Source organism: Xanthobacter flavus, assembly GCF_017875275.1.
In the GTDB taxonomy this organism is placed as follows: domain Bacteria; phylum Pseudomonadota; class Alphaproteobacteria; order Rhizobiales; family Xanthobacteraceae; genus Xanthobacter; species Xanthobacter flavus_A.
Genome location: NZ_JAGGML010000001.1, coordinates 3,504,835 through 3,527,295 on the forward strand (window position 1 = coordinate 3,504,835; position 22,461 = coordinate 3,527,295).

22 protein-coding genes are annotated in these 22,461 nt (G+C 68.7%); 9 read left to right on the plus strand and 13 right to left on the minus strand.

Annotated features, from left to right (window positions below):
• The first annotated feature begins 51 nt into the window (after positions 1–51).
• Positions 52–2,814, plus strand: coding sequence for a DUF2339 domain-containing protein (locus J2126_RS16635; RefSeq protein WP_209487998.1), 2,763 nt, complete (start codon positions 52–54; stop codon positions 2,812–2,814).
• A gap of 3 nt (positions 2,815–2,817) precedes the next feature.
• Here J2126_RS16635 and J2126_RS16640 read toward each other — a convergent pair whose 3' ends face one another.
• Together J2126_RS16640 and J2126_RS16645 are read right to left on the minus strand one after the other, a co-directional pair.
• Positions 2,818–3,153, minus strand: a complete 336-nt coding sequence (locus J2126_RS16640) for a YnfA family protein (RefSeq protein WP_209487999.1) — start codon at positions 3,151–3,153, stop codon at positions 2,818–2,820.
• A gap of 22 nt (positions 3,154–3,175) precedes the next feature.
• On the minus strand, positions 3,176–4,045 hold the full coding sequence (locus J2126_RS16645) for a 4-(cytidine 5'-diphospho)-2-C-methyl-D-erythritol kinase (protein ID WP_209488000.1): 870 nt from the start codon (positions 4,043–4,045) through the stop codon (positions 3,176–3,178).
• Positions 4,046–4,221: 176 nt separating this feature from the next.
• Between J2126_RS16645 and J2126_RS16650 the strand changes: the two genes are divergently transcribed.
• The 3 genes from J2126_RS16650 (at position 4,222) to J2126_RS16660 (ending at position 9,051) form a co-directional block, all read left to right on the plus strand.
• Positions 4,222–5,961 (plus strand): tetratricopeptide repeat protein, encoded by a 1,740-nt coding sequence (locus J2126_RS16650; protein ID WP_209488001.1) that lies wholly within the window; start codon positions 4,222–4,224, stop codon positions 5,959–5,961.
• Between the two features lie 132 nt (positions 5,962–6,093).
• Positions 6,094–7,791, plus strand: coding sequence for a formate--tetrahydrofolate ligase (locus tag J2126_RS16655; RefSeq protein WP_209488002.1), 1,698 nt, complete (start codon positions 6,094–6,096; stop codon positions 7,789–7,791).
• A gap of 87 nt (positions 7,792–7,878) precedes the next feature.
• Positions 7,879–9,051 (plus strand): acetyl-CoA acetyltransferase, encoded by a 1,173-nt coding sequence (locus tag J2126_RS16660; protein ID WP_209488003.1) that lies wholly within the window; start codon positions 7,879–7,881, stop codon positions 9,049–9,051.
• An 80-nt stretch (positions 9,052–9,131) separates the two neighbouring features.
• Here J2126_RS16660 and J2126_RS16665 read toward each other — a convergent pair whose 3' ends face one another.
• Positions 9,132–9,509 carry a gamma-butyrobetaine hydroxylase-like domain-containing protein gene (locus J2126_RS16665; protein WP_209488004.1) on the minus strand — a complete coding sequence of 126 codons (378 nt, stop codon included), beginning with the start codon at positions 9,507–9,509 and terminating at the stop codon, positions 9,132–9,134.
• Positions 9,510–9,770: 261 nt separating this feature from the next.
• On the opposite strand from J2126_RS16665, the gene moaA reads away from it, so the two are divergent.
• Entirely contained in the window at positions 9,771–10,817 is a 1,047-nt protein-coding gene (gene moaA / locus J2126_RS16670) for a GTP 3',8-cyclase MoaA (protein ID WP_209490245.1), read from the plus strand.
• Between the two features lie 283 nt (positions 10,818–11,100).
• Entirely contained in the window at positions 11,101–12,132 is a 1,032-nt protein-coding gene (locus tag J2126_RS16675; RefSeq protein WP_209488005.1) for a DMT family transporter, read from the plus strand.
• Between the two features lie 25 nt (positions 12,133–12,157).
• Here J2126_RS16675 and J2126_RS16680 read toward each other — a convergent pair whose 3' ends face one another.
• The 9 genes from J2126_RS16680 to J2126_RS16720 form a co-directional block, all read right to left on the minus strand.
• Positions 12,158–12,343 (minus strand): hypothetical protein, encoded by a 186-nt coding sequence (locus tag J2126_RS16680; RefSeq protein ID WP_209488006.1) that lies wholly within the window; start codon positions 12,341–12,343, stop codon positions 12,158–12,160.
• 124 nt (positions 12,344–12,467) lie between these two features.
• On the minus strand, positions 12,468–13,511 hold the full coding sequence (locus J2126_RS16685; protein WP_209488007.1) for a sulfate/molybdate ABC transporter ATP-binding protein: 1,044 nt from the start codon (positions 13,509–13,511) through the stop codon (positions 12,468–12,470).
• Positions 13,508–14,428 carry a sulfate ABC transporter permease subunit CysW gene (gene cysW / locus J2126_RS16690; protein ID WP_209488008.1) on the minus strand — a complete coding sequence of 307 codons (921 nt, stop codon included), beginning with the start codon at positions 14,426–14,428 and terminating at the stop codon, positions 13,508–13,510. Before cysW ends, J2126_RS16685 begins: the two co-directional genes overlap by 4 nt.
• Positions 14,425–15,279 carry a sulfate ABC transporter permease subunit CysT gene (gene cysT / locus J2126_RS16695; RefSeq protein WP_209488009.1) on the minus strand — a complete coding sequence of 285 codons (855 nt, stop codon included), beginning with the start codon at positions 15,277–15,279 and terminating at the stop codon, positions 14,425–14,427. The genes cysW and cysT overlap by 4 nt, the downstream gene beginning before the upstream one ends.
• A 111-nt stretch (positions 15,280–15,390) precedes the next feature.
• Entirely contained in the window at positions 15,391–16,407 is a 1,017-nt protein-coding gene (locus tag J2126_RS16700) for a sulfate ABC transporter substrate-binding protein (RefSeq protein WP_209488010.1), read from the minus strand.
• A 114-nt stretch (positions 16,408–16,521) separates the two neighbouring features.
• Entirely contained in the window at positions 16,522–17,232 is a 711-nt protein-coding gene (locus J2126_RS16705; RefSeq protein ID WP_209488011.1) for a phosphoadenylyl-sulfate reductase, read from the minus strand.
• A 6-nt stretch (positions 17,233–17,238) separates the two neighbouring features.
• Complete coding sequence (locus J2126_RS16710; protein WP_209488012.1) at positions 17,239–17,751, minus strand: DUF934 domain-containing protein; 513 nt, start codon at positions 17,749–17,751, stop codon at positions 17,239–17,241.
• Positions 17,738–19,390: a nitrite/sulfite reductase gene (locus tag J2126_RS16715; RefSeq protein ID WP_209488013.1), complete on the minus strand. Its 1,653-nt coding sequence runs from the start codon at positions 19,388–19,390 to the stop codon at positions 17,738–17,740. Before J2126_RS16715 ends, J2126_RS16710 begins: the two co-directional genes overlap by 14 nt.
• Before the next feature lie 53 nt (positions 19,391–19,443).
• Positions 19,444–19,770, minus strand: coding sequence for a DUF2849 domain-containing protein (locus tag J2126_RS16720; protein WP_209488014.1), 327 nt, complete (start codon positions 19,768–19,770; stop codon positions 19,444–19,446).
• A gap of 259 nt (positions 19,771–20,029) precedes the next feature.
• Between J2126_RS16720 and J2126_RS16725 the strand changes: the two genes are divergently transcribed.
• The 3 genes from J2126_RS16725 (at position 20,030) to J2126_RS25810 (ending at position 22,168) form a co-directional block, all read left to right on the plus strand.
• The gene (locus tag J2126_RS16725) at positions 20,030–20,824 is read left to right on the plus strand and encodes an enoyl-CoA hydratase/isomerase family protein (protein WP_209488015.1); all 795 of its coding nucleotides are present in this window, start codon (positions 20,030–20,032) and stop codon (positions 20,822–20,824) included.
• Positions 20,825–20,906: 82 nt separating this feature from the next.
• Entirely contained in the window at positions 20,907–21,479 is a 573-nt protein-coding gene (locus tag J2126_RS16730) for a DUF1214 domain-containing protein (RefSeq protein WP_209488016.1), read from the plus strand.
• A complete protein-coding gene (locus J2126_RS25810; protein WP_348634324.1) occupies positions 21,476–22,168 on the plus strand; it encodes a DUF1254 domain-containing protein in 693 nt (230 codons plus the stop codon). The genes J2126_RS16730 and J2126_RS25810 overlap by 4 nt, the downstream gene beginning before the upstream one ends.
• A gap of 17 nt (positions 22,169–22,185) precedes the next feature.
• Here J2126_RS25810 and J2126_RS16740 read toward each other — a convergent pair whose 3' ends face one another.
• Positions 22,186–22,383 carry a hypothetical protein gene (locus J2126_RS16740; RefSeq protein WP_209488017.1) on the minus strand — a complete coding sequence of 66 codons (198 nt, stop codon included), beginning with the start codon at positions 22,381–22,383 and terminating at the stop codon, positions 22,186–22,188.
• Positions 22,384–22,461 lie beyond the last annotated feature (78 nt).

A 22,461-nucleotide genomic window follows, 5' to 3' on the forward strand; every position in this document is an offset into this window, starting at 1 on the left:
GCGCGACGCTGCCGCTAGGCTTGCTCCGGGGTTGCAACCGGGCTGGTCGCGATGGATGAGTGGGCGCTTCTCGTTCTGGTGGTTCTCGCCTTTCCGGTGATGGCCCTCGTTGGCTTCATCGTGGCGTTGCGCAGCCGGGGGCGCATCCGGGTGCTGGAAGCGCGGGTGGCGGCGCTGGAGGCCCATGCGGGGCTTGCGCCCGCAGCCCTTTCTGCGGCCCCTTCGCCGAACTGGACCCCCATGCCTCCGGCCGCCGGGCCGCAGATGAAGGAAAGTCCGCTGGCCCGTCTCGCGCGGCCGCCAGAGCCCCCCGCGCCGGTCGCGGAGGGCGGCGAGGCGCCGCCCGCGCTGCCGCAGCCCGCCCGAGAATCGGTTGAGCCGCCCGTCCCGCCCTCACGCCCCACCATCGACCCTGCCAAGCTCAAGGAGCGGCTGGCCGGTTTCGAGGAGAAGGTCGGCGCGCGATGGGCGGTGTGGGTCGGCGGCCTCGCTCTGGCGCTGGGTGGCGTCTTTCTCGTGCGCTTCGCGGTGGAGCAGGATCTGATCGGTCCCGGGCTGCGCGTCAGCCTCGGTCTGCTGCTCGCGCTGTTCCTGCTCGGTGCCGGCGAATGGTTGCGCCGGCGCGAGGGGAAGGACCCGGCCGCGCCCATCACCAGCCTGCGCGGGCTGGTGCCGGACGTGCCGAGCATTCTCACCGCTGCCGGGACCATGACTGCCTTCGGCAGCATCTTCGCGGCCTATGAGCTCTACCACCTCATTCCGCCGCAGGCCGCCTTCCTGCTGCTCGCCGCCACCGGCGTCGCCACCTTGCTGGCCGCGCTCCTGCACGGCCCGGCGTTGGGCGCGCTGGGCTTCGTCGGCGCGGCGCTGACGCCATTTCTCGTCACCACCAGCTCGCCGAACGCCTGGGGCGTGGCCCTGCTGATCGCGGTGGTGGGGGCGAGCGCGATGGGCGTCGCGCGCATCCGCCGATGGCGGGGGCTCGCGCTCCTCGCCATCGCCGGCATGGTGGCCTGGGGTCTCACGCTGATTGCCTTCGAGGTGCCGCAGGCGGTGACGGCGTCCGGCGCGCTCGGCCTCGTGCTGCTGGTGCTCACCGCCGTGCTGCTCGCGCCGGGCCTCCTGTGGGGTCCGGAGGCGGGGGAGCGGCCGGAGCCGATCTCCATCCTCGGCGCGGTGGGCGCGCTCGCCGTGATGGCGGCTGCGGCGGTGGACGGACATGTCGCCGCCGGGCCGCTGGCGGTGTTCGTCGTCGGCGCCGTGGGCGTGCTCGCGCTCGCATGGCGGGTGCGTCCGATGACCTTCGCCACCTTCGCCGTGGCCCTGCTGGCGCCGGCCATCCTCACCCAATGGGTGTTCCCGCCCGATGCGGGATCCACTCTCGCTCCCGCCGGCCCCATGGCGGGCGCGGTGGCAGAGCCAGATCGTCTTTCCATCGGACATTTCATGGTCTTCGCCTTCGCCATGGGCGCGCTGATGCTGTCGGCCGGCGCGCTCGGCGCCTTGCGGGGCGGGCGCAGCCGCACCGTGCTCGGCTGGGCGGTGACGGCAACGGTCGGCCCGGTGCTGATGCTCATCGCCGCCTATGCGCGCCTCACCGAGCTGGAGCGCAGCCTGCCCTTTGCGGCGCTCGCGCTGGCGCTGGCCTTGCTCTTCACCCTTGGCGCCGAGCGGCTGCTGAACGCCGCGCGCACCCATGCCGCCACCGTGTTCGCGGCGGCCGGCGTGGTGAGCCTGGCGCTGGCGCTCACCTTCGCGCTGGAGAAGGGCTGGCTCACGGTGAGCCTCGCGCTCGCGGCCTGCGGCGTCGCCTGGGTCTCCACCATCCGGCCGCTGCCGGGCTTGCGGCAGTTCTCGGCGATGCTCGGCGTCGTGGTGCTCTCGCGCATCGCCTGGCTGCCCACCATCGCCGTCGAGCCGGGCCAGACACCCATCTTCAACTGGCTGCTCTGGGGCTATGGCGTGCCGGCCCTCGCCTTCGCCGGGGCGGCCTGGTTCCTCGCCAGGGGGAAGGACGACTGGGCGCGGCGGGTGCATGAGTGCCTTGCCCTCATCTTCGCCATGCTGCTGGCGGCCACCGAGGTGCGCCATCTCGCCCATGGCGGCGATATCTATGCGGTCGGCACGCGGCTGTTCGAAACCGGGCTGCTGGCAGTCGTCTACGGCGCCTACGCCGTGGGCCTGTCGCGCCTCGCCAATGTCACCGGACGCGGCTTCTACCGGCTGTTCTCGGATATCGTCGCGGCCGCGGCGACCGTCTGCGCCCTCAACGGCCTCATCGAGACCAACCCGTTCGCGACGGAGGAAGCGGTTGGCGGGCCGGTATTCAACGACCTTCTCATCGCGTACGCGCTCCCGGCCGGCCTCGCGGTCGCCTTCGCCGCGACCCAGCCCGCGACCCGGCCCCGGGTGCGGACCGTGGCACGGGTGATCGCCGGGGTGCTGGCCTTCGCTTATGTCACGCTGGAGGTCAGCCGCCTGTTCCAGGGGCCGGTGTTGTCCGGCGACGCCATCTCCTCCGCCGAATGGTATGCGTGGTCGGCGGCGTGGCTGGTGTTCGGCATGGTGCTGCTGGCCCTCGGCCTGTGGCGCGGCTCGCGCGCGCTGCGCCTCGCCTCGGCGGCGGTGATGGTGGCCACCGTGCTGAAGGTCTTCCTCTCCGACATGGCGGATCTGGAGGGCGTCCTGCGCGCGGTCTCCTTCATCGGGCTCGGGCTGGTGCTGGTGGCCATGGGCTGGGTCTACCAGCGCCTGTTGGCACGGGAGAAAAGCGCGTCGGCGCCGGGTACAGCCCCGCCGCCCGATCCGGCCTGAGGATCACCCGCGCGGACCGAACACGATCAGCGCCGCCCCGGCGAGGCAGAGAAGGGCACCGGCTGCGTCCCAGCGGTCCGGCCGGACGCCCTCGACGCTCCACAGCCACGCCAGAGACGCGATGATGTAGATGCCGCCATAGGCGGCGAAGGCGCGGCCCGCCGCCTCCGCCTCCACGAAAGTCAAGGCGTAGGCGAAGGCCGCGAGGCTCGCGAGCCCCGCAAGCAGCCAGAGCGGCGTCACGCCGTGGCGGACCACCTGCCAGAAGGCGAAGCAGCCGGCGATCTCGCACAGGGCCGCCGCCACAAACGCGACGAGGGTCGGCAGCGGCAAGGCCATGGCATTCACCTCTCCGGATTCATCACCGCAGGATGGTGGACTTCACCCACCAGCCAGGTTCTTGCGCAAGCACCCGCCGTGCCAGCGCAGCGGCAGCGCGGCAGTCATCCGTGAGCGCGAACACGGTGGCGCCCGAACCGGACATGCGCACCAGCCGCGCTTCCGGCTGGGCGGAGAGGGTGTCGATCACCTGGGCGATCTGGGGCGCCACCGCCACGGCCGGAGGCTCCAGATCATTGGGCACTGCGGCGATGGCGGCGATGAGCGGGCCGCGATCCCCCGGCAGAACGGCGGGCAGCGCCGGCCCCTCGAACGCCGCGCCCGGCGCAAGGCCGAGCTGGCGGAAGACGGAGGCGGTAGGCACCGCCACCCCGCAATTCACCAGCACCGCGGCGAGCGGCGGCAAGGCGAGGGGCGGGGAGAGCACATCGCCGACCCCTTCCATCAGCCGCGCGCGCGGATCGAGGCACACCGGAACGTCCGAGCCCGTGGCCCGGGCTGCGGCGAACAGGCGCGGATCGTCGTTGGCGAGGCCGTTGAGCCGGGCCAGCAGCCGCAGCGCGGCGGCCGCATCGGACGAGCCGCCGCCGAGCCCCGCTGCCACCGGGAGCCGCTTTTCCAGCAGGAAGGCGCCGAGCCGGGCCCCAGGCACCTCGGCGGCGAAGGCGCGGGCCGCGCGCAGCACCAGATTGTCGGCATCCGGCCCCGCCGCGGCTGCGGTGCGCCCTTTGACGGCGAGCGAAAGCGTGGCGTCAGGCGAGAGCGAGAGGAGGTCGGCGGCGCCGGAAAAGGCCGCCAGACTCGCGAGATCGTGAAACCCATCCGTGCGCCGCCGGACGATGCGCAAGGTCAGGTTGATCTTCGCCGGGGCGCGCGTGCGCAAGGTTTCCATGGCCGGCTTATGCCGCGCCGCACACGCCGCCGCAACCTGCCCCCGCGAACACCGGCGGTTCGTGACTCCCACGTAACTTGCGGTGCCACAGGAAAGCCGCCATCCTCACGCCATCTCGCCCCGCTTGGATTTCGCGTTCATCGCCCGCAGGGCCCGGCTTTCAGGACAGATCATCGGTGACGACAAGACGCCCCACCTTCTCCGCGGCCCTGGCGGCCGGCCTTGCTGCGGTGCTCACTCTGTCGCCGGGCCTCGCCCGGGCCGAGGCCGTGCCTGATTTCGACACCTCGCTCGCGGGAAATTACCTCGCCGCGCGTCTGGCGAGCACGGAGCGCGACCAGGACGCGGCGGTCGTCTACCTCCGCAACCTGATGAAGCTCGACGCGCGCAACGAGGAGATTCTGGAGCGGACTTTCTTCGCGATGCTCATGGACGGCCAGATCGACGACGCGATGAAGCTCGCCGACCGGCTGGTGAAGATCGACCGCACCCACCGCGTCGCCCGCCTCGCGCTCGCCGTGCGCTCCATCAAGAAAGCCCATTACCAGACCGCCCGCACCAACCTCGCTCTGTCGGTGCGCGGCCCCATCGGCGATCTCACCGCCACGCTGCTGGCGGCCTGGACCTTCTTCGGCTCCGGCAACACCAAAGGCGCGGTGGAGCTGATCGACCGGCTGGAGGGGCCGGACTGGTACGCGCCCATGAAGGAACTGCACGCCGGCCTCATCCTCGACGCCGCCGGGCAGAAGAAGGAGGCCGGGCGGCGGCTGGAAGCGGCCATGAAGGCCGATCCCGGCTCCTTGCGCGCCATTGATGCCTATGCCCGCTGGGCCTCGCGCAACGACAATACCGAGGCGGCGCTCGCGGCCTATGCCGCGTTCGACAAGCAGTTGCCGAACCACCCCATCGTGCTCGCGGCCATCAAGGAACTGAAGGCCGGCAAGCAGCTGCCGCCGCTGGTGAAGACGGCGCAGGAGGGCTCGTCCGAGGTGCTCTACGGCCTCGGCGCGACGCTCGGCCGGCAGGGGGGCGAGGACCTCGCCCTCGTCTATCTCCAGCTCGCCATCTGGCTCTATCCCGAGCATCCGTTCGCCAGCCTGACGCTCGCCGATCTCTACGAGCAGCTGAAGCAGCCGGCGAAGGCCATCGAAGTCTATGAGACCGTCCCGGATTCCTCGCCCCTGAAGCGCAACGCGCAGGTGCAGCTGGCGGTCAACCTCGACGCGACCGACCATTACAAGGAGGCCCGCGCCCAGCTGGACAAGATGATCGCGGCCGATCCCAAGGACATCGAGGCCATCATCGCGCTCGGCAAGATCCAGCAGACGCGCAAGATGTTCTCCGAGTGCGCGGACACCTATTCCAAGGCGATCGCCCTTATCCCCCAGCCCACGCGCGGAAACTGGGCGCTGTTCTACTTCCGCGGCGTCTGCAACGAGCGCTCGAAGAACTGGCCGGCCGCCGAGGCGGACCTGAAGAAGGCGCTGGAGCTCAATCCCGACCAGCCCCACGTGCTGAACTATCTCGGCTATTCGTGGGTGGACCAGGGCATCAACCTGGACCAGGGCCTGGACATGATCCGCAAGGCGGTGAAGCTGCGGCCCGACGACGGCCCCATCGTGGACAGCCTGGGCTGGGCCTATTACCGGCTCGGCCGCTACGACGACGCCGTGGTGCAGCTGGAGCGCGCCATCGAGCTGATGCCGCAGGACCCGGTCATCAACGACCATCTCGGTGACGCCTATTGGAAGGTGGGCCGCAGGCTTGAGGCCGGCTTCCAGTGGAACCACGCTCGCGACCTGAAGCCCGATCCCGACGACCTCGCCAAGATCGTGCAGAAGATCGACAAGGGCCTCGATTCGGTTGACCAGCCGGCACCGGTCCGCAAGGCCGAAGAGCAGCAGAAGGGCGGCTGAGGCCGCCTCAAGCGCCCGAAAGCTGCACAACCAAGCCTCGGCCCAGAGCCGGGGCAGCGCAATTTTGCCCGGTCCGCGCTTTTCAGCCGCGGGCCGAGCCGCTAGGGTCGGCGCCCGTCCGGGGACCCTTCCATGCATGACAGAAGCGCTCGACCGCTCGATCCCACATCCGATGCGGCCATCGCCGCGAGCGTCACGCCGCTACCCATAGAAGAGGTGGCGGCCCGTCTCGGCATTCCGGCGGACGCGCTCTATCGCTACGGCCCGCACAAGGGGAAGATCAGCCTCGATTTCGTGGCCGAGGCCGAATCGCGGACGCGCGGGCAATTGGTGCTCGTCACCGCCATCAACCCGACGCCGGCGGGCGAGGGCAAGACCACCACCACCATCGGCCTCGGCGATGCGCTCTCGCAGCTCGGCGTCAGCACCGCCGTTTGCCTGCGCGAGCCCTCTCTCGGCCCGGTGTTCGGCGCCAAGGGCGGTGCCACCGGCGGTGGGCGGGCGCAGATCATCCCCATGCAGGACATCAACCTGCATTTCACCGGCGATCTTCACGCCATCACCGCCGCGCACAATTTGCTTTCGGCGCTGATCGACAACCACATCCACTGGGGCAATGCCCTCGATCTCGACGCCCGGCGCATCAGCTGGCGGCGGGTGATGGACCTCAACGACCGGGCGCTGCGCCAGATCACCATCGGTCTCGGCGGCCCGGCCAACGGCTATCCCCGAGAGGACGGCTTCGACATCACGGTGGCGAGCGAGGTGATGGCCATCCTGTGCCTCGCCGACAGCCTCTCCGATCTCGAAGCCCGGCTCTCGCGCATGATCATCGGCCAGACCCGCGGCCGCCGCATGGTGCGGGCGGAGGAACTGGGCGGCGTCGGCTCCATGGTGGCGCTGCTGAAGGACGCCTTCCAGCCGAATCTCGTGCAGACACTGGAAGGCACGCCCGCCTTCGTCCATGGCGGCCCCTTCGCGAACATCGCCCACGGCTGCAATTCGGTGATGGCGACGCGCACCGCGCTCGGCCTTGCCGACGTGGTGGTGACCGAAGCCGGCTTCGGCGCCGACCTCGGCGCGGAGAAGTTCCTCGACATCAAGTGCCGCCAGGCCGGCCTCGTGCCCTCGGCCGCGGTGGTGGTCGCGACCGTGCGTGCGCTCAAGATGCACGGCGGCGTGGCGCTCAAGGAACTCGGCTCGCCGGACCCGGCAGCGGTGACGCTCGGCTGCGGCAATCTCCGGCGCCATGTGGAAAACCTCCGGAAGTTCGGCCTGCCTGTGGTGGTCGCGCTGAACCATTTCACCGGCGACACGATCGAGGAACTGGAGGCAGTGCGCGCGGCCCTCGCTCACGAGGGCGTCGATGTCATCCCCTGCGGCCACTGGGCCAGGGGCGGGGAGGGCGCGCTCGATCTCGCCCGCGCCGTCCGCGACCTGCTCGCGCGCCGTCCGAAGTTCGAGTTTCTCTATCCCTCCGCGCTTCCGCTGAAGGACAAGATCGAGACCATCGCCCGCGAGATCTATCGCGCGGAGCGGGTGGATTTCTCCTCCACCGCGACGGCGAAGCTCAAGGAATACGAGCTGGCGGGCTTCGGCGACCTGCCCGTGTGCATGGCGAAGACGCAGTATTCCTTCTCCGCCGATCCCACCGCGCGCAACGCGCCCACCGGTCACACTTTGCCCATCCGCGAGGTGCGCCTGTCGGCCGGTGCGGGCTTCGTGGTGGCGCTCGCCGGCGACATCATGACCATGCCGGGCCTGCCCTCTGCGCCGGCCGCGCAGGACATCTTCGTCATGCCGGACGGCTTCATCGCCGGCCTGTCGTGATCCGGCCTCGGCGGTAGCGCCAAGGGCCGCGAATACCTATCTGAGGACCAGAAAAACCAGAGCGGTGTCACGCCGCGGGAGACGAACATGGACAGCAAGGCCGCCATCGTGGGCTGGGCGCATTCGCCCTTCGGCAAGCTCGAGGACGCGGACACCGAGGCCCTGATGGGCCGGGTGGCCGGCGCCGCCATCGAGCATGCGGGCCTCTCCCCGCAGGATGTGGATTCGATCCATGTGGGCGTGTTCAACGCCGGCTTCCAGAAGCAGGATTTCCAGGGCGCCATGCCCGCGCTCTCGGTGCCGGAACTGACCCATGTGCCGGCCGTCCGCGTCGAGAACGCCTGCGCGACCGGCTCGGCCGCCATCCATTCCGCGCTCAATTATATCGAGAGCGGGCAGGGCCGCATCGCCCTCGTGGTCGGCGCCGAGAAGATGACGGCGAAGCCCACCGCCGAGGTCGGCGACATCCTGCTCAATGCCTCCTACCGCAAGGAAGAGGCGGATATCGAGGGTGGCTTTGCCGGCGTGTTCGGCCGCATCGCGCAGACCTATTTCCAGCGCTACGGCGACCGCTCCGAGGAACTCGCCCGCATCGCCGCCAAGAACCACAAGAACGGCGTTTCCAATCCCTATGCGCAGATGCGCAAGGATTTCGGCTTCGAGTTCTGCAACACCATCTCGGAGAAGAACCCCTACGTCGCCGGCCCGCTGCGCCGCACCGACTGCTCGCTGGTCTCCGACGGCGCGGCCGCGCTGGTGATCGCCTCGGCGGATGTGGCGGAGACGCTCGGCCGCGCCGTCGCCTTCCGCGCCCGCGCCCATGTGAACGACATCATGCCCATGTCGCGCCGCGATCCCATCGCCTTCGAGGGCGCCCGCCGCGCCTGGGTCAAGGCGCTGGAGAAGGCCGGCCTGACGCTGGACGACCTCAGCCTCGTGGAGACCCACGACTGCTTCACCGTGGCCGAGCTGATCGAGTACGAGGCCATGGGCCTCGCCAAGCCCGGCGAAGGCTACAAGGTGGTGCGCGAGGGCATCACCGAAAAGACCGGCAAGCTGCCGGTGAATGCCTCGGGCGGCCTGAAGTCCAAGGGCCACCCCATCGGTGCCACCGGCGTCTCCATGCACGTCCTCTCCGCCATGCAGCTCATGGGCGAGGCCGGCGACATGCAGATCGAGGGCGCGAAGGTGGCCGGCGTCTTCAACATGGGCGGCGCGGCCGTGGCGAACTACGTGTCCATCCTTGAACGGGTGAAGTGAGGCGCAGCCTTTAGATCGGAAGATCGAGCGGGCGGCCCATCGGCCGCCCGTTGTCATTCAGTGGCGACTCGAATGGCCGCTCAGCCGCGCGAAAGCCCCTGCGTTTCCAGCGCCTTGAGATAGGCGCCGAACTTCTCCTCCTGGTTTACGCCGTAGCTGTAGAGCAGGTCCCAGGTGTAGAGGCCGGTGCCGTGGCCGTCGTCGAAGATCAGGCGGACGGCGTAATTGCCCACCGGCTCCACCTGCACGATGCGCACCTGACGCTTGCCGGGCACGGTGATCTTCTCCTCCGGCTGGTGGCCCTGCACCTCGGCGGAGGGGCTCTCGACGCGCAGATATTCGGCGGGAAGCGTGAATTTCGCCCCGTCCTCGAAGGTGATCGAGAGCGTGTGGCGATCGTCGATCACGCGCAGCTCAGTGGGCCAGGGGGCGGCGGCGGGGGCAGACGCGGGAGCCATCGGGCGATGTCCTTTTTCGATCGGGCGAGAGGCCGAGCCGCTTGATTTCACACGGCATCGTGTTCAGCCGGCGGCCCTATCCATCTCACTCCTGCATACGATATATAAGACGAGCGTCGTAGCCCGCCGTCTGCCGCATCTGCAGCGCGGGATTTGTTCAAGACCGGCACAAGTCGGCGGCAGCATAAGGCGCGGGAGACGCGAGGATGCTGCGGAAGCGGCCGGTTCGGGAGTGGTGTGGTGACTGATCTGCCCAGAGATGTGCCGAGGGATCTGATCGACCGTCCGGGTGCCGCCGCCGCGCAGCAGGCCGGCCCGCTCGTGGACACTTTCGGCCGCGCCGTCACCTATCTCCGCGTCTCCGTCACGGATCGCTGCGACTTCCGCTGCGTCTATTGCATGTCCGAGCACATGACCTTCCTGCCCAAGCAGGATCTCCTGTCGCTCGAAGAGCTGGACCGCCTGTGCAGCGCCTTCGTGCTGCGCGGCGTGCGCAAGCTGCGCCTCACGGGCGGCGAGCCTCTGGTGCGGCGGGACGTGATGACCCTGTTCCGCAGCCTCTCCCGCCACATCGAGAGCGGCAAGCTGGACGAGCTCACCGTCACCACCAACGGTTCCCAGCTCGCCCGTTACGCTTCGGAACTCGCCGCATGCGGGGTGAAGCGCATCAACGTCTCCATCGATACGCTGGACCCGGTGAAGTTCCGCGCCATCACCCGCTGGGGCGAGCTCGCCCGCGTGCTGGAAGGCGTGAAGGCAGCGCAGGCGGCCGGCATCAAGGTGAAGATCAATGCCGTCGCGCTCAAGGACGTGAACGAGCACGAGATCGCCTCCATGATGGAATGGGCGCATGGCGAGGGCCACGACCTCTCCCTGATCGAGGTGATGCCCCTCGGCGAGGTGGGCGAGGAGCGGGTGGATCAGTATCTGCCGCTCTCCGCCGTGCGCGAGCAGCTTTCCGAACGCTTCACCCTCACCGATATCGCCTATCGCACCGGCGGACCGGCGCGGTATGTGGAGGTGAAGGAGACCGGCGGGCGGCTCGGCTTCATTACGCCGCTGACGCACAATTTCTGCGAGGGTTGCAACCGGGTGCGCGTCACCTGCACCGGCACCCTCTACATGTGCCTCGGCCAGGAGGACGCCGCCGACCTGCGCGCGCCGCTCCGCGCCTCCGCGGACGACGCGCTGCTCCACCGGGCCATCGACGAAGCCATTTTCCGCAAGCCCAAGGGCCATGACTTCGTCATTGACCGCAAGACCCGCCAGCCGGCGGTCGGGCGGCACATGAGCACCACCGGCGGCTGACGCGGGGCGGCAGGCGGCTCAAGTCAAGTCGAAGAGATTGCGGCGAAGAGGTGGCGGCGCCATGCCGCATGCGGGGGGCTCGCCCGCCAGCCTCGGCGCAAAGCGCAGGGCGTCTTTACCGGAAATCAGGTACATCTGGCCGACAAGATCAATCAACGGCCTGAAGCCGGTTTTGGCGGCACGCCAGCCGCCCGATATCTACGAGGTTTGACGTGACACTGCCCCGGGATCGCGCCGGCGCCACTGCCCGTTTCCTTCGCCTGTGCGGCGCGGGAGCAGCGGCATGAGCATCCAGGCTGCCGCCCAGCGCCCCGTCGCCCACCGGCCGCTGTCGGCGGTGAAGGGCCTCATCGCCATGGTGGGCTCCATGGCGCTGTTCATCACCAACGACACATTCATGAAGCTGGCGCTGCGCGAGGTGCCCCTCAGCGAGGGTCTTGGCCTGCGCACCGTCATGGTGAGCTTCCTGTTCTTGGGGCTGATCGTGGCCTCGGGTGATATCCTCGCGCTGCGCTACGCGTTCCGGCGCAGCGTACTCGTGCGCTCCTCGCTCGATACCGTCACCACCTTCCTCTACGTCGCCGCGCTGGCCGCGATGCCCATTGCGTCCACCACCACCATCTATATGGCGACGCCGCTCATCACGACGGCGCTCGCCGTGCCGCTCCTCGGCGAGAAGGTGGGCTGGCGCAGCTGGTCGGCCATCATCGTCGGCTTCTGCGGGGCGGTCATCGTGACCCGGCCGGACCCCGCCACTTTCAGTCTCATCGCCCTGCTGCCACTCATGGCCGCCTTCACCGGCGCCGCGCGCGACATCTCCACCCGCAGCATCGGGCCGGAAATTCCCGGGTCGGTGGTCGGCCTCACCGGCTCAGTGGTCTTCTGCCTCGCTGCCGCGCTGCTCGCGCCGTTCGAGCGCTGGACGATGCCGTCGACCACGGTTGTCGCCTATCTCGTCGCGTCCGCCGTTGCGTTCGGCGGTGGCACGCTTTTGCTGGTATTCGCCTTCCGCAGCGCACCCATCGCCTCGCTTTCGCCCATGCGCTATTTGCTGGTGTTCGGGGCGCTCATCTCCGGCTACTTCGTGTTCGGCGACCTGCCGGACGCCTGGACCAGCATCGGCATGGCGCTCGTTGTCGGCGCCGGCCTCTACGCCATCCAGCGCGAGCATGCGAAGAGCCGCGCGGCGCGTCGGGCGGCGCGTGAGGCGCCCAAGGCCGGTGCCGTCACCCTTGCGGCAGGCTCCCTTTCTCCCGGCTCTCTTGCCAAGGGGACCTGCCAGCCGGCCGCCGCCTGCGCCCCCGCGCGGGACTGAAAACGGATCAGGAAGACGGCGCGTGTCAGCCGCGCGGGCGGTATTCGCCCGTGGCGGGATCGCGCTCCAGCGGTACCGTCTTGAGGTCGCCGGCCTCCGCCTTGCGGCGGCGATCCAGAGCCTCGTTGACCCGTTTCGTCTCGGACGAGATCAGCTTGGCAAGCGCCGCGGCGCCGATGGCACCCAGGGCAACGATGACGAACGGCGGCACGGCGGGAAACTCCGGTCAGCGGGGCGCGACAGCGCGCCCGGTCAGGCGCAGGTCAGCACGCCGCGATGGCGAAAACGTGCCATAGCGCCCGGGCGTTCCTTGCAGCTTTCCTTGCAGCGCTCCCTCAGGCGGCGAACACCTTGTAGCGGCGGGGCTTGAGGCCCACCTGCGTGCCCGGCGCGAGGTCCTGGCCGTGGGGCACCGCCGCTTCCACGATCACCGGGCCGGTGCTGCCGCTCAGCTCCACGTCGGCGCGGCGGGTGGGGCCGAAGGTGCGCACCGACAGCACCTTGCCGGAGATGGCGGTCGATGACGGATCAGCCAGATCCACATCGTGTGGCCGGGCGAGGATGCGGGCCGGGCCGTCGGCCACGCCCTGCGGATCGAGCCCCAGCGGCCGGCCGCCGAGATAGAGCGCGCCGCCCTTCACCTCGCCGGGGAGCGCGATGGTCTCGCCGATGAAGTCGTGGACGAAGGCGGTGGCGGGATTGTCATAGACCTCGCCGGGAGAGCCCACCTGCTCGATCTTGCCGTGGCCCATGACCACCACCCGGTCGGCCAGCTCCAGCGCCTCTTCCTGGTCGTGAGTGACGAGAACGGAAGTGACGGGCAGCTCCTCGTGCAGGTGGCGGAGCCAGCGGCGCAGCTCCTTGCGCACCTTGGCGTCGAGGGCGCCGAAGGGCTCGTCCAGCAGCAGCACCTTGGGGGAGATGGCGAGGGCACGGGCGAGGGCCACGCGCTGGCGCTGGCCACCGGAGAGCTGGGCGGGATAGCGCTCGGCCAGCCAGTCGATCTGCACCAAAGAGAGCAGCTCGTTGACCTTCTCGCGGATGGCGGCTTCCGGCAGCTTGCCCGCGCCACGGCGCACGCGCAGGCCGAAGGCCACGTTCTCGAACACGTTCATGTGCCGGAACAGAGCGTAATGCTGGAACACGAAGCCCACGTTGCGCTCGCGCACGGAGCGGGCGAGCGCATCCTCCCCGTCGAAGCGCACCTCGCCGGAATCCGGCCATTCGAGGCCGGCGATGATGCGCAGCAGCGTGGTCTTGCCCGAGCCCGAAGGGCCGAGCAAAGCGACGAGCTCGCCGGTGCGGATGGTGAGGCTCACATTGTCGAGCGCGGCAAAGGTCTTGAAGCGCTTGGTGACGCCGACGACGTCGATGGTCATCTGTCTTCCTCGGCGAGGCGGTGTTCGAGAATGGTCTTGGCGATCAGCGTGACGAGCGCCAGCAGCGCCAGCAGGGACGCCACCGCGAAGGAGGCGACGAACTGGTATTCGTTATAGAGGATCTCGATGTGCAGCGGCATGGTGTTGGTGAGGCCGCGTATATGGCCCGACACCACCGAAACGGCGCCGAACTCGCCCATGGCGCGGGCGTTGCACAGCAGCACGCCGTAAAGCAGCGCCCATTTCACGTTGGGCAGCGTCACCCGGAAGAAGGTGGACAGGCCCGAGGCGCCGAGCGAGATGGCCGCCTCCTCCTCCGCCGTGCCCTGCTCCTGCATCAGCGGGATCAGCTCGCGCGCGACGAAGGGGAAGGTGACGAAGATGGTGGCGAGCACGATGCCCGGCAGCGCAAAGATGATCTTGATGTCCCACGCCGCGAGGTACGCGGCGAACAGGCCCTGCGAGCCGAACAGCAGCACATAGATGAGGCCCGCCACCACCGGGGAAACGGAGAAGGGCAGGTCGATCAGGGTGATGAGCAGGCTTTTGCCGGGGAACTCGAACTTGGCGATGGACCAGGCCGCGACGAGGCCAAACAGCAGGTTCGCCACCACCGAGATGGCCGCGACGATGAGCGTGAGCCGGATGGCGGCGAGGGCGTCGGGCTCCACCAGCGCCGCCACATAGGCTTGCCAGCCGCGCTTCAGCGCCTCGTAGAACACGCTCACCAGCGGCAGGCCGATGAACAGGGTGAGGAAGGTGAGGGCGATCAGCGTGAGGATGATGCGCACGGCCCGCGGCTCGGTGCTCACCGGGCGGCCGCGCTGCGCCCCATAGGCATGGGACTGCGCCAGCGCCGAGGGCAGCCCTTCGCTCGCGCCGCGGGGGGCGCCGGGCGTCTGGTCGAGGGCGTTCATCCGTGCTTGCTCCCGCGCAGCTCCGCCCAGCGCTGGAGGCGGTTGATGATGAGCAGCAGGATGAAGGAGGCGACCAGCATCACGGTCGCGATGGCGGTGGCGTCCGCATAACGGAACTCCTCCAGGCGGATGACGATCAGCAGCGGCGCGATCTCCGACACGCCCGGCAAGTTGCCGGCGATGAAGATGACGGAGCCGTATTCGCCCACCGCCCGCGCGAAGGCGAGGGCGAAGCCGGTGAGCAGCGCCGGCCAGACCGAGGGCAGCACCACGCGGATGAGGGCCTGCGCGCGCGTGGCGCCGAGGCTCGCGGCGGCGTCCTCCAGTTCCTGGTCAAGGTCGGCCAGCACCGGCTGCACGGTGCGCACCACGAAGGGCAGCCCGATGAAGACGAGGGCGACGAGGATGCCCAGCGGCGTGAACGACACCTGGATGCCCAGCGGCGCCAGCAGCGAGCCGATCCAGCCGTTCTCCGCATAGAGCGAGGTCAGCGCGATGCCGGCCACCGCCGTGGGCAAGGCGAAGGGAATGTCGATGAGCGCGTCCACCACCTTCTTGCCGGGAAAGTCGTAGCGCACCAGCACCCACACCACGATGGCGCCGAACACCATGTTGATGAGCGCGGCACCGAAGGCGAGCCCGAACGACACCTGCAGCGCATGGAGCGTGCGCGTCGCCGTGACGATGGCGATGAAGCGCTCCAGCGACAGCTCGCTCGTCTTGATGAACAGCGCCGACAACGGCAGCAGGACGATGAGCCCCAGCCACGTCAGCGTGAGGCCCAGCGTGAGGCCGAAGCCGGGGATCACGCTCGGCTGCCGGAAACGGAGGCGGGACGATGAGGCGCTCATGGAAGGCTTATAATCCGGCAACGCTTCTGCGTCGCTCGCTCGAATGGCCGCGGCCACCGCCGTCAGGAGCACTCCCGAAGGCGGCGGCCGCAGGGTGGATGGGCGGCAGGATCAGTTGCCGGTGATCTGGTCGAAGATGCCGCCATCGGAGAAGTGCGTCTTCTGCGCCTTCTGCCAGCCGCCGAAGACCTGATCGATGGTGAACAGGTCCACCTTCGCGAACTTGTCCTTGTACTTGGCGGCCACCTGCTCGTCGCGCGGGCGATAATAGTTCTTCGCCGCGATCTCCTGGCCGATCGGGGTGTAGAGGAACTTCAGATAGGCGTCCGAGATGGCGCGCGTGCCCTTCTTGTCCACCACCTTGTCGACGACCGTCACCGGCGGTTCGGCGAGGATGGAGACGGAGGGGGTGATGATGTCGAACTTGTCGGGGCCAAGCTCGTTCACCGAGAGATAGGCCTCGTTCTCCCAGGCGATGAGGACGTCGCCGATCTTGCGCTCGACGAAGGTGACGGTGGAGCCGCGGGCGCCCGTGTCGAGCACGGGCGCGTTCTTGTAGAGCGCCTTCACGAAGTCCTTGGCCTTGGCCTCATCGCCGCCGCTCTTCTTCAGCGCGTAGCCCCAGGCCGCCAGATAGTTCCAGCGGGCGCCGCCGGAGGTCTTGGGATTGGGCGTGACGATCTTGATGCCGGGCTTCACCAGATCGTCCCAGTCCTTGATGCCCTTGGGATTGCCCTTGCGCACGAGGAACACGATGGTGGACGTGTAGGGCGCGGAATTGTCCGGTAGCCGCTTCTGCCAGTCCTTGGCGAGGTAGCCCTTCTCGGCGATGGCGTCGATGTCATAGGCGAGGGCGAGCGTCACCACGTCGGCCTCAAGGCCGTCGATGACCGAGCGTGCCTGCTTGCCGGAGCCGCCGTGGGACTGGTTGATCTTCACCGTGTCGCCGGGATGCGCCTTCGTCCACTCGGCGGCGAACGCCTTGTTCACGTTCGCATAGAGCTCGCGGGTGGGGTCGTAGGAGACGTTCAGTAGCGTGATGTCGGCTGCGGCGACGGCACCGGCCGAAAGTGCGAGTGCCGTGGCGGCAGCAAGGCCCGTGCGCAGGAACGTGCGGCGAGACGACATGGGAAGACCTCCGGCGAGCGCGTTCGTCAACTAGAACAATCGTTCGATATGACGAACGATTGCACCCGCCTGACGACCGGTCAACCCTTATATAATAAATTCTATGGAATTAAGTCAAATGCCGTCGCCGAAATGGATGCCGCATTCGGTCTTGGCCTTGCCCCGCCAGCGGCCGGCGCGCGGGTCCTCGCCCGGCTGGACCCGGGAGGTGCAGGGCATGCAGCCGATGGAGGCGAAGCCATGCTTTTCCAGCGGGTGGCGCGGCAGGCCGTGGGCATCCATGTAGCCGACGAGTTCGTCCCGGCCCATGGCGGCGAGGGGATTGAACTTCACCCGTTCCCCGTCCTGCTCCACCAGTGAGATGGCGGTGCGGGTTGATGCCTGGTAGCGCTTGCGGCCGTTGAACCACGCCCCAAAGGGGGCGAGGGCACGCGCCAGCGGCTCCACCTTGCGGAGGGCGCAGCAGGCATCCGCATTGTCTGACCACAGCCCCCGCTCCGGGTCGCGCGCGGCGAGGGCGGCGGGATCGGGCGAGAAGGTCTGCACATTGGTGAGGCCGAGGTGGCCGGCCAGCGTGTCGCGATAGGCCAGCGTCTCCTCGAACAGGTGGCCGGTGTCGAGGAAGAGGATCGGCGTCGCCGGGTCCACCTGCGCGATCATGTGCAGCAGCACGGCCGATTCGGTGCCGAAGGACGACACGGCAGCGATGCGCCCGGGAAAGGCGGCAAGGCCGGCGGCGATCACGTCCAGCGGCGAGGCGTTCTCCAGCCGCGCGTTCAGCGCGTCGAGATCGAGGCGGGGAGCGGCCCGCTCAAGGGCGTTCATCTCAGGTCATCCCTCCACGGGCGCGAGGCCCGCATGGCCGGTGCGGACGTCGCGGGCGGTGGCTCGCCCGTCGCCGGTCGGCTGGTAGAAGTGGGAATAGGTGGCGAGCGCCTTGCCGAAAGCCTCGGCATCGGCCGCCTTCTCGAAGGCGAAGGCGTCGAAGCCGGCGCGCGTCATCATCAGCGCCTGGTCGCGCAGCACGTTGCCCACCGCCCGCAGTTCGCCCTTGAAGCCGTAGCGCTCGCGCAGCAGGCGGGCCTGGCTGTAGGCGCGGCCGTCGCGGAACTTCGGAAAGGTCAGCGCCACCACGGAGAGGCGGGAGAGATAGGGCTTCAGCTCCGCCACGTCCTTGCTGTTGGGCCAAAGGACGCCGATCTCGTCGTTGCGCGCGACGAGGGCGTCGGCCTCCTTCAGGAAGCGCTCGGCGGAGACCAGCACCGGCCCGTCGGGCAGGGCCGCGTCATCGGCGACGGTGGTGAAGAGGTCCTCGGCGGGCGCGCCGTTCTTAACGAGGGGCATAGGCGCGCTCCTTGAAGGGGTCTGTGCCGAGCCGCTGGACCGCGGCGATGAAAGTTTCGGCGGGCGAGGCGCGCAGGTCGAGATAGGTCTCCACCAGCCGCTCCACCACATCCACCACCTCGCCCTCGGACACGGCCGGGCCGATCAACTCGCCGATGCGGGCCTTGGAATTGCCCTTGCCGCCGAGGGTGATCTGGAAGAATTCCTCGTCTTTCTTCTCCACCCCGAGGATGCCGATGTGGCCCACATGGTGGTGGCCGCAGGCATTGATGCAGCCGGAAATGTTGAGGTGCAGCCGGCCGATGTCGGCGATGCGGGCATCGTCCGCGAACCGCTCGGTCAGCTTCTGCGCGACCGGAATGGAGCGCGCATTGGCCAGCGAGCAGTAGTCGAGGCCTGGGCAGGCGATGATGTCGGAGATGAGCCCCACATTGGGGGTGGCGACGCCGATGGCCTTCAGCTTCGCCCACAGCGCCGGAAGGTCCTTCTGGCGCACATAGGGCAAGGTGAGGTTCTGCTCGTGGGCGACGCGGATCTCGCCATAGGCGTACTCGTCCGCGAGGTCGGCGATGGCGTCCATCTGGTCCGCCGTCGCGTCGCCGGGCGGCCCGCCCACGGGCTTCAGCGACAAAGTGACGATGGCATGGCCTTTCGCCTTGTGCGGGGCGACGGAATTGGCGTGCCAGCGGGCGAATTCGGGATCAGCGAGCGCCGTGGCGAGCGTGGCGGGCGCGTCGTCCAGCTCTTCCAGCGCGGGGTTGAGGAAGCGGTCGCGGATGGCGTCGAGCGCGGACTTGTCCAGCTTCAGCGCGCCGTCGCGGATCTCGGCCCATTCGGCCTCGACCTTCTGCGCGAAGGCCTCGGCGCCCATCTCGTGCACCTGGATCTTGATGCGCGCCTTGTAGATGTTGTCGCGCCGGCCGCCGAGATTGTAGGTGCGCAGGATCGCTTCCAGATAGGAGAGCAAATCCTCCTCGGGCAGGAAGTCGCGGATGGTCTTGCCGATATAGGGCGAGCGGCCGAGCCCGCCGCCCACCATCACCTCGAAGCCGGTCTTGCCGTCGCGCTTGTGCAGGCGCAGGCCCACGTCATGGACGCGGATGGCGGCGCGGTCGTGCTTGGCGGCGGTGATGGCGATCTTGAACTTGCGCGGAAGATAGGTGAATTCCGGGTGCAGCGTGGACCACTGGCGGATCACCTCGGCATAGAGGCGCGGGTCCTCCACCTCGTCGGCGGCGGCACCGGCCCACGGGTCGGTGGTGGTGTTGCGGATGCAGTTTCCGGAGGTCTGGATGCCGTGAATGCCCACCTCGGCGAGGTCGGCCATGGCGTCCGGCAGCTCGGCGAGCTTGATCCAGTTGAACTGAATGTTCTGCCGCGTCGTGAAGTGCCCGTAGCCCCGGTCATACTTGCGCGCGACCGCCGCCAGCGCCCGCAACTGGCGGGCGGAGAGGGTGCCGTAGGGAATGCACACCCGCAGCATGTAGGCGTGGAGCTGGAGATAGACGCCGTTCATGAGGCGGAGCGGCTTGAACTCCTCCTCGTTCAACTCGCCCGCGAGGCGGCGTTCCACCTGATCGCGGAACTCAGTGACGCGTTCCTGAAGAAAGGCGCGATCGAACTCGTCATAGACATACATGATGGGGCTCGGGGCTCGATATCGGCAGAGGCGGAGGCGGCCGGTGGCTGGCCTCAGGCGGCGACGGAGGCGCCGGCCGGCAGCGCGACGGTGGGGCCGCCCGCGCGGATGCGCTCGCGCAGGTTTGCGGGCTCGATGGCACCATCCGCACCCAGCCGGACCGGGGCGGGATAGGCGCCGACGGCTGTGTTCTCGTCGCCATGGGCGATGTCGAGCAGGCGCAGCACCTCCTCGCTGGTGGCGCCGACGGCTGCCGCGCCGATGTGGTCCGTCCATCCGCCCGTAGCGCTCAGCCACACCACAGCTCCGTCGGCGAGACGGTTGGCGGTGACGACGGTGGGGCCGGCGATCTTCAGCTTGCGCTGCAAAGGCGAGGTCATGGCGGAGCTCCGTGCGCCCCTATTCCCAACTCACAGCGGGAGAGCGCTAATTATCCAGAAAACTTATGTCTTAATCTAAATTACCGCGTTTTGATGCGCAATAGGGAAATAACCCACACACGACATTGTAAAATCGACTGAATTAGTAGACTTAAAAGGTAGCGTCGTCCGCCCCGCTTGCCGCGTGAGGATCCCTTTGGCAGCTTGGCGGCATGGCTGCGGTCCCGGCGGCCGGTCAAGAATCGCGCGAGGAACGTCCATGAGCCCCGAGAACAGCCCCGTCCGCCTCGACATCGCGGACGGGATCGCCCGCATCCGGTTCAACCGTCCGCACGTGCTGAATGCCCTGGACGAGGCATCCGTGCTGGCGCTCGCAGCGGCGGTGGACAAGGTGAGTCGGGACGAGACCGTGCGCGTCGTGGTGCTCTCGGGGGAGGGGCGGGCCTTCCTCGCCGGCGGCGATGTGGCGCGGTTCCACGCGGCGGGGCCGGATGCGCCCAAGGTGGTGAGCGCCATCATCGAACCCTTTCACCATGCCATCCTGGCTTTGGCCGCCATGCCGGCGCCGGTGATCGCGAGCTTGCACGGCGCGGTGGCAGGGGCGGGGGTCTCGGTGGCGCTGGCGGCAGACCTCGCCATCGCTGCCGACGATATGAAGATGACGCTGGCCTACACCCGCATCGGCACCTCGCCGGACGGCTCCTCCACCTTTTCCCTGCCGCGCGTGGTGGGACTGCGCAAGGCCATGGAGATCGCGCTCCTCTCCGATACCGTGGAGGCGGACGAGGCGCTGCGGCTCGGCCTCGTGAACAGGGTGGTGCCTGTCGCCGAACTCGCAGCCGAGACGGACAGGCTGGCGAAGCGCCTCGCCGAGGGGCCGACGCTGGCCTATGGCCGCATCAAGCATCTCTTGCGCTCGTCCTTCGGCCACAGCCTCTCCGAGCAGCTCAATGCCGAGCGCGACGCCTTCATCGCCAGCGCCCGCACCGAGGATTTTGCCGCCGGCGTGAAGGCCTTCGTGCAGAAGACGCCGCCGCGCTTCGAGGGCAAGTGAGCCCGGCAGGGCCATCCCGGCACCGGCTTTTGCCCGCGCCGGCTTTGTGGGCTAGATAGGAGCCGACAGCTTCGGACCTCCCGTGCGCCTCCTGCCGCTTGCCTTCACCCTCCTGATCGCCACCATCCTCGGGCTGGGCGTCACCTGGTTTTCCGTGACCCACTCGCGGGGGCTGGACAATGTGCGCGTGGGCGCCTGGGAAGGCTGGCCGAGATCCGGCACCTCCAAGGCCGATCCCTATGCCCGCGCCTCCGTCGCCCGCTCAGGCGAGCTTCCGCTGGAGCTGGCGGACGGGCTTCTCTTTCTCGCCTCGACGGATGATGCGGGAAACCCGCTGGACGGGCGGTGCGAGACGCGGATCGTTGGCGTGCTGCCGCAGGCCCGGCTGTGGACGCTCACCGTCACCGACCAGGACGGCAATCTCATTGCCAACGACGCGGGGCGCTTCGGCTTCACCAGCGCCGAGGTGGTCTATCGCGACAATGGCGCCATCGATGTGCGCCTGTCGCCCCGGGCGCGGACCGGCAACTGGCTGCCCACAGGCGCGCGGCCCCGGCTGAAGGTGGCGCTCCGGCTTTATGACGCGCCCTTCTCCTTCACCTCGGGCGCCGATGCCGCCGTGCTGCCCCGCATCACGCGGGAGGCCTGCCTGTGACAACCATCGACGACCTGCGCGGGGAAGCCTCCGAGGTCGCGGCGCGCGGCGGGCGGCTGCTGGGCCGGCTCTGGCGCAAGCTCTTCTCGCGCCTGCCGAAACCGCATATCGCGCGGCCCCGCTTCGTGCGGCCGCGCCTCGGCACGCCGGGGCAACTGCTGCTGTTCATCGCCTTTTCGGTGGTGCTGGGCGCCATCGCGCACATCGTTTCCATCCTCGCCATGCCGGCACTGGCCGAGCGCAACGCCTATGCGCGGCTCTCCGAGCTGATGGATTCGAATGTCCTGACGCTGCTGCCGGACCCGACGCCGCAGGAGCAGACCTTGCCCATGACGGACCCCGCCTTCATCTCCGCCATCTGCCTGTATGATCTGTCGCAATCGCCGCTGAAGGTGCGCGTGCCGGCGACGGCGGATTACACCTCGGTGTCCTTCTACACCTCCGAGGCGCTCGCCTTCTACGCGCTGAGCGATCAGGCGGCCGGCAAGGTGATCGAGCTCGATCTCATGACCACCAAGCAGAAGGCGGCCCTGCCGGAGGACGAAGAAATCACCGCCGCCGACCGGCTGGTGATCGAATCTCCAACGCGGGAGGGGGTGGTCGCGGTGCGCGCCTTCGTGCGCGAGCGCGGCATGCGGGAAATCGTGCGGCGCCAGCTTGAGGCGGCGACCTGCACACCCTCGAACTGAGGCGCTGATTCAGGCGCCTAGTAGCTGCGGCGCGGCCGGAACAGGGCCTCGCCTTCGGGCGTCGGCCCCGGCAGCGCCGAGGCATGGCGCTCAATGCGCACGACGGGAAGAATGACGATCTCCGCCCCTTCCGGCCGGCTGCCGCCGCGATCCGGTCGGGATGTGCGCCGCGCCGGCTGGCGCGCTGCATCGGGAAACGCAATGACCGTGTTCATGCCCCTGAACCTCCGTCGAGAGCCGTGATCACAACGTCACTGTGGTCGTTATGGTTGCGTGAAGCTTAATGTTTGGTG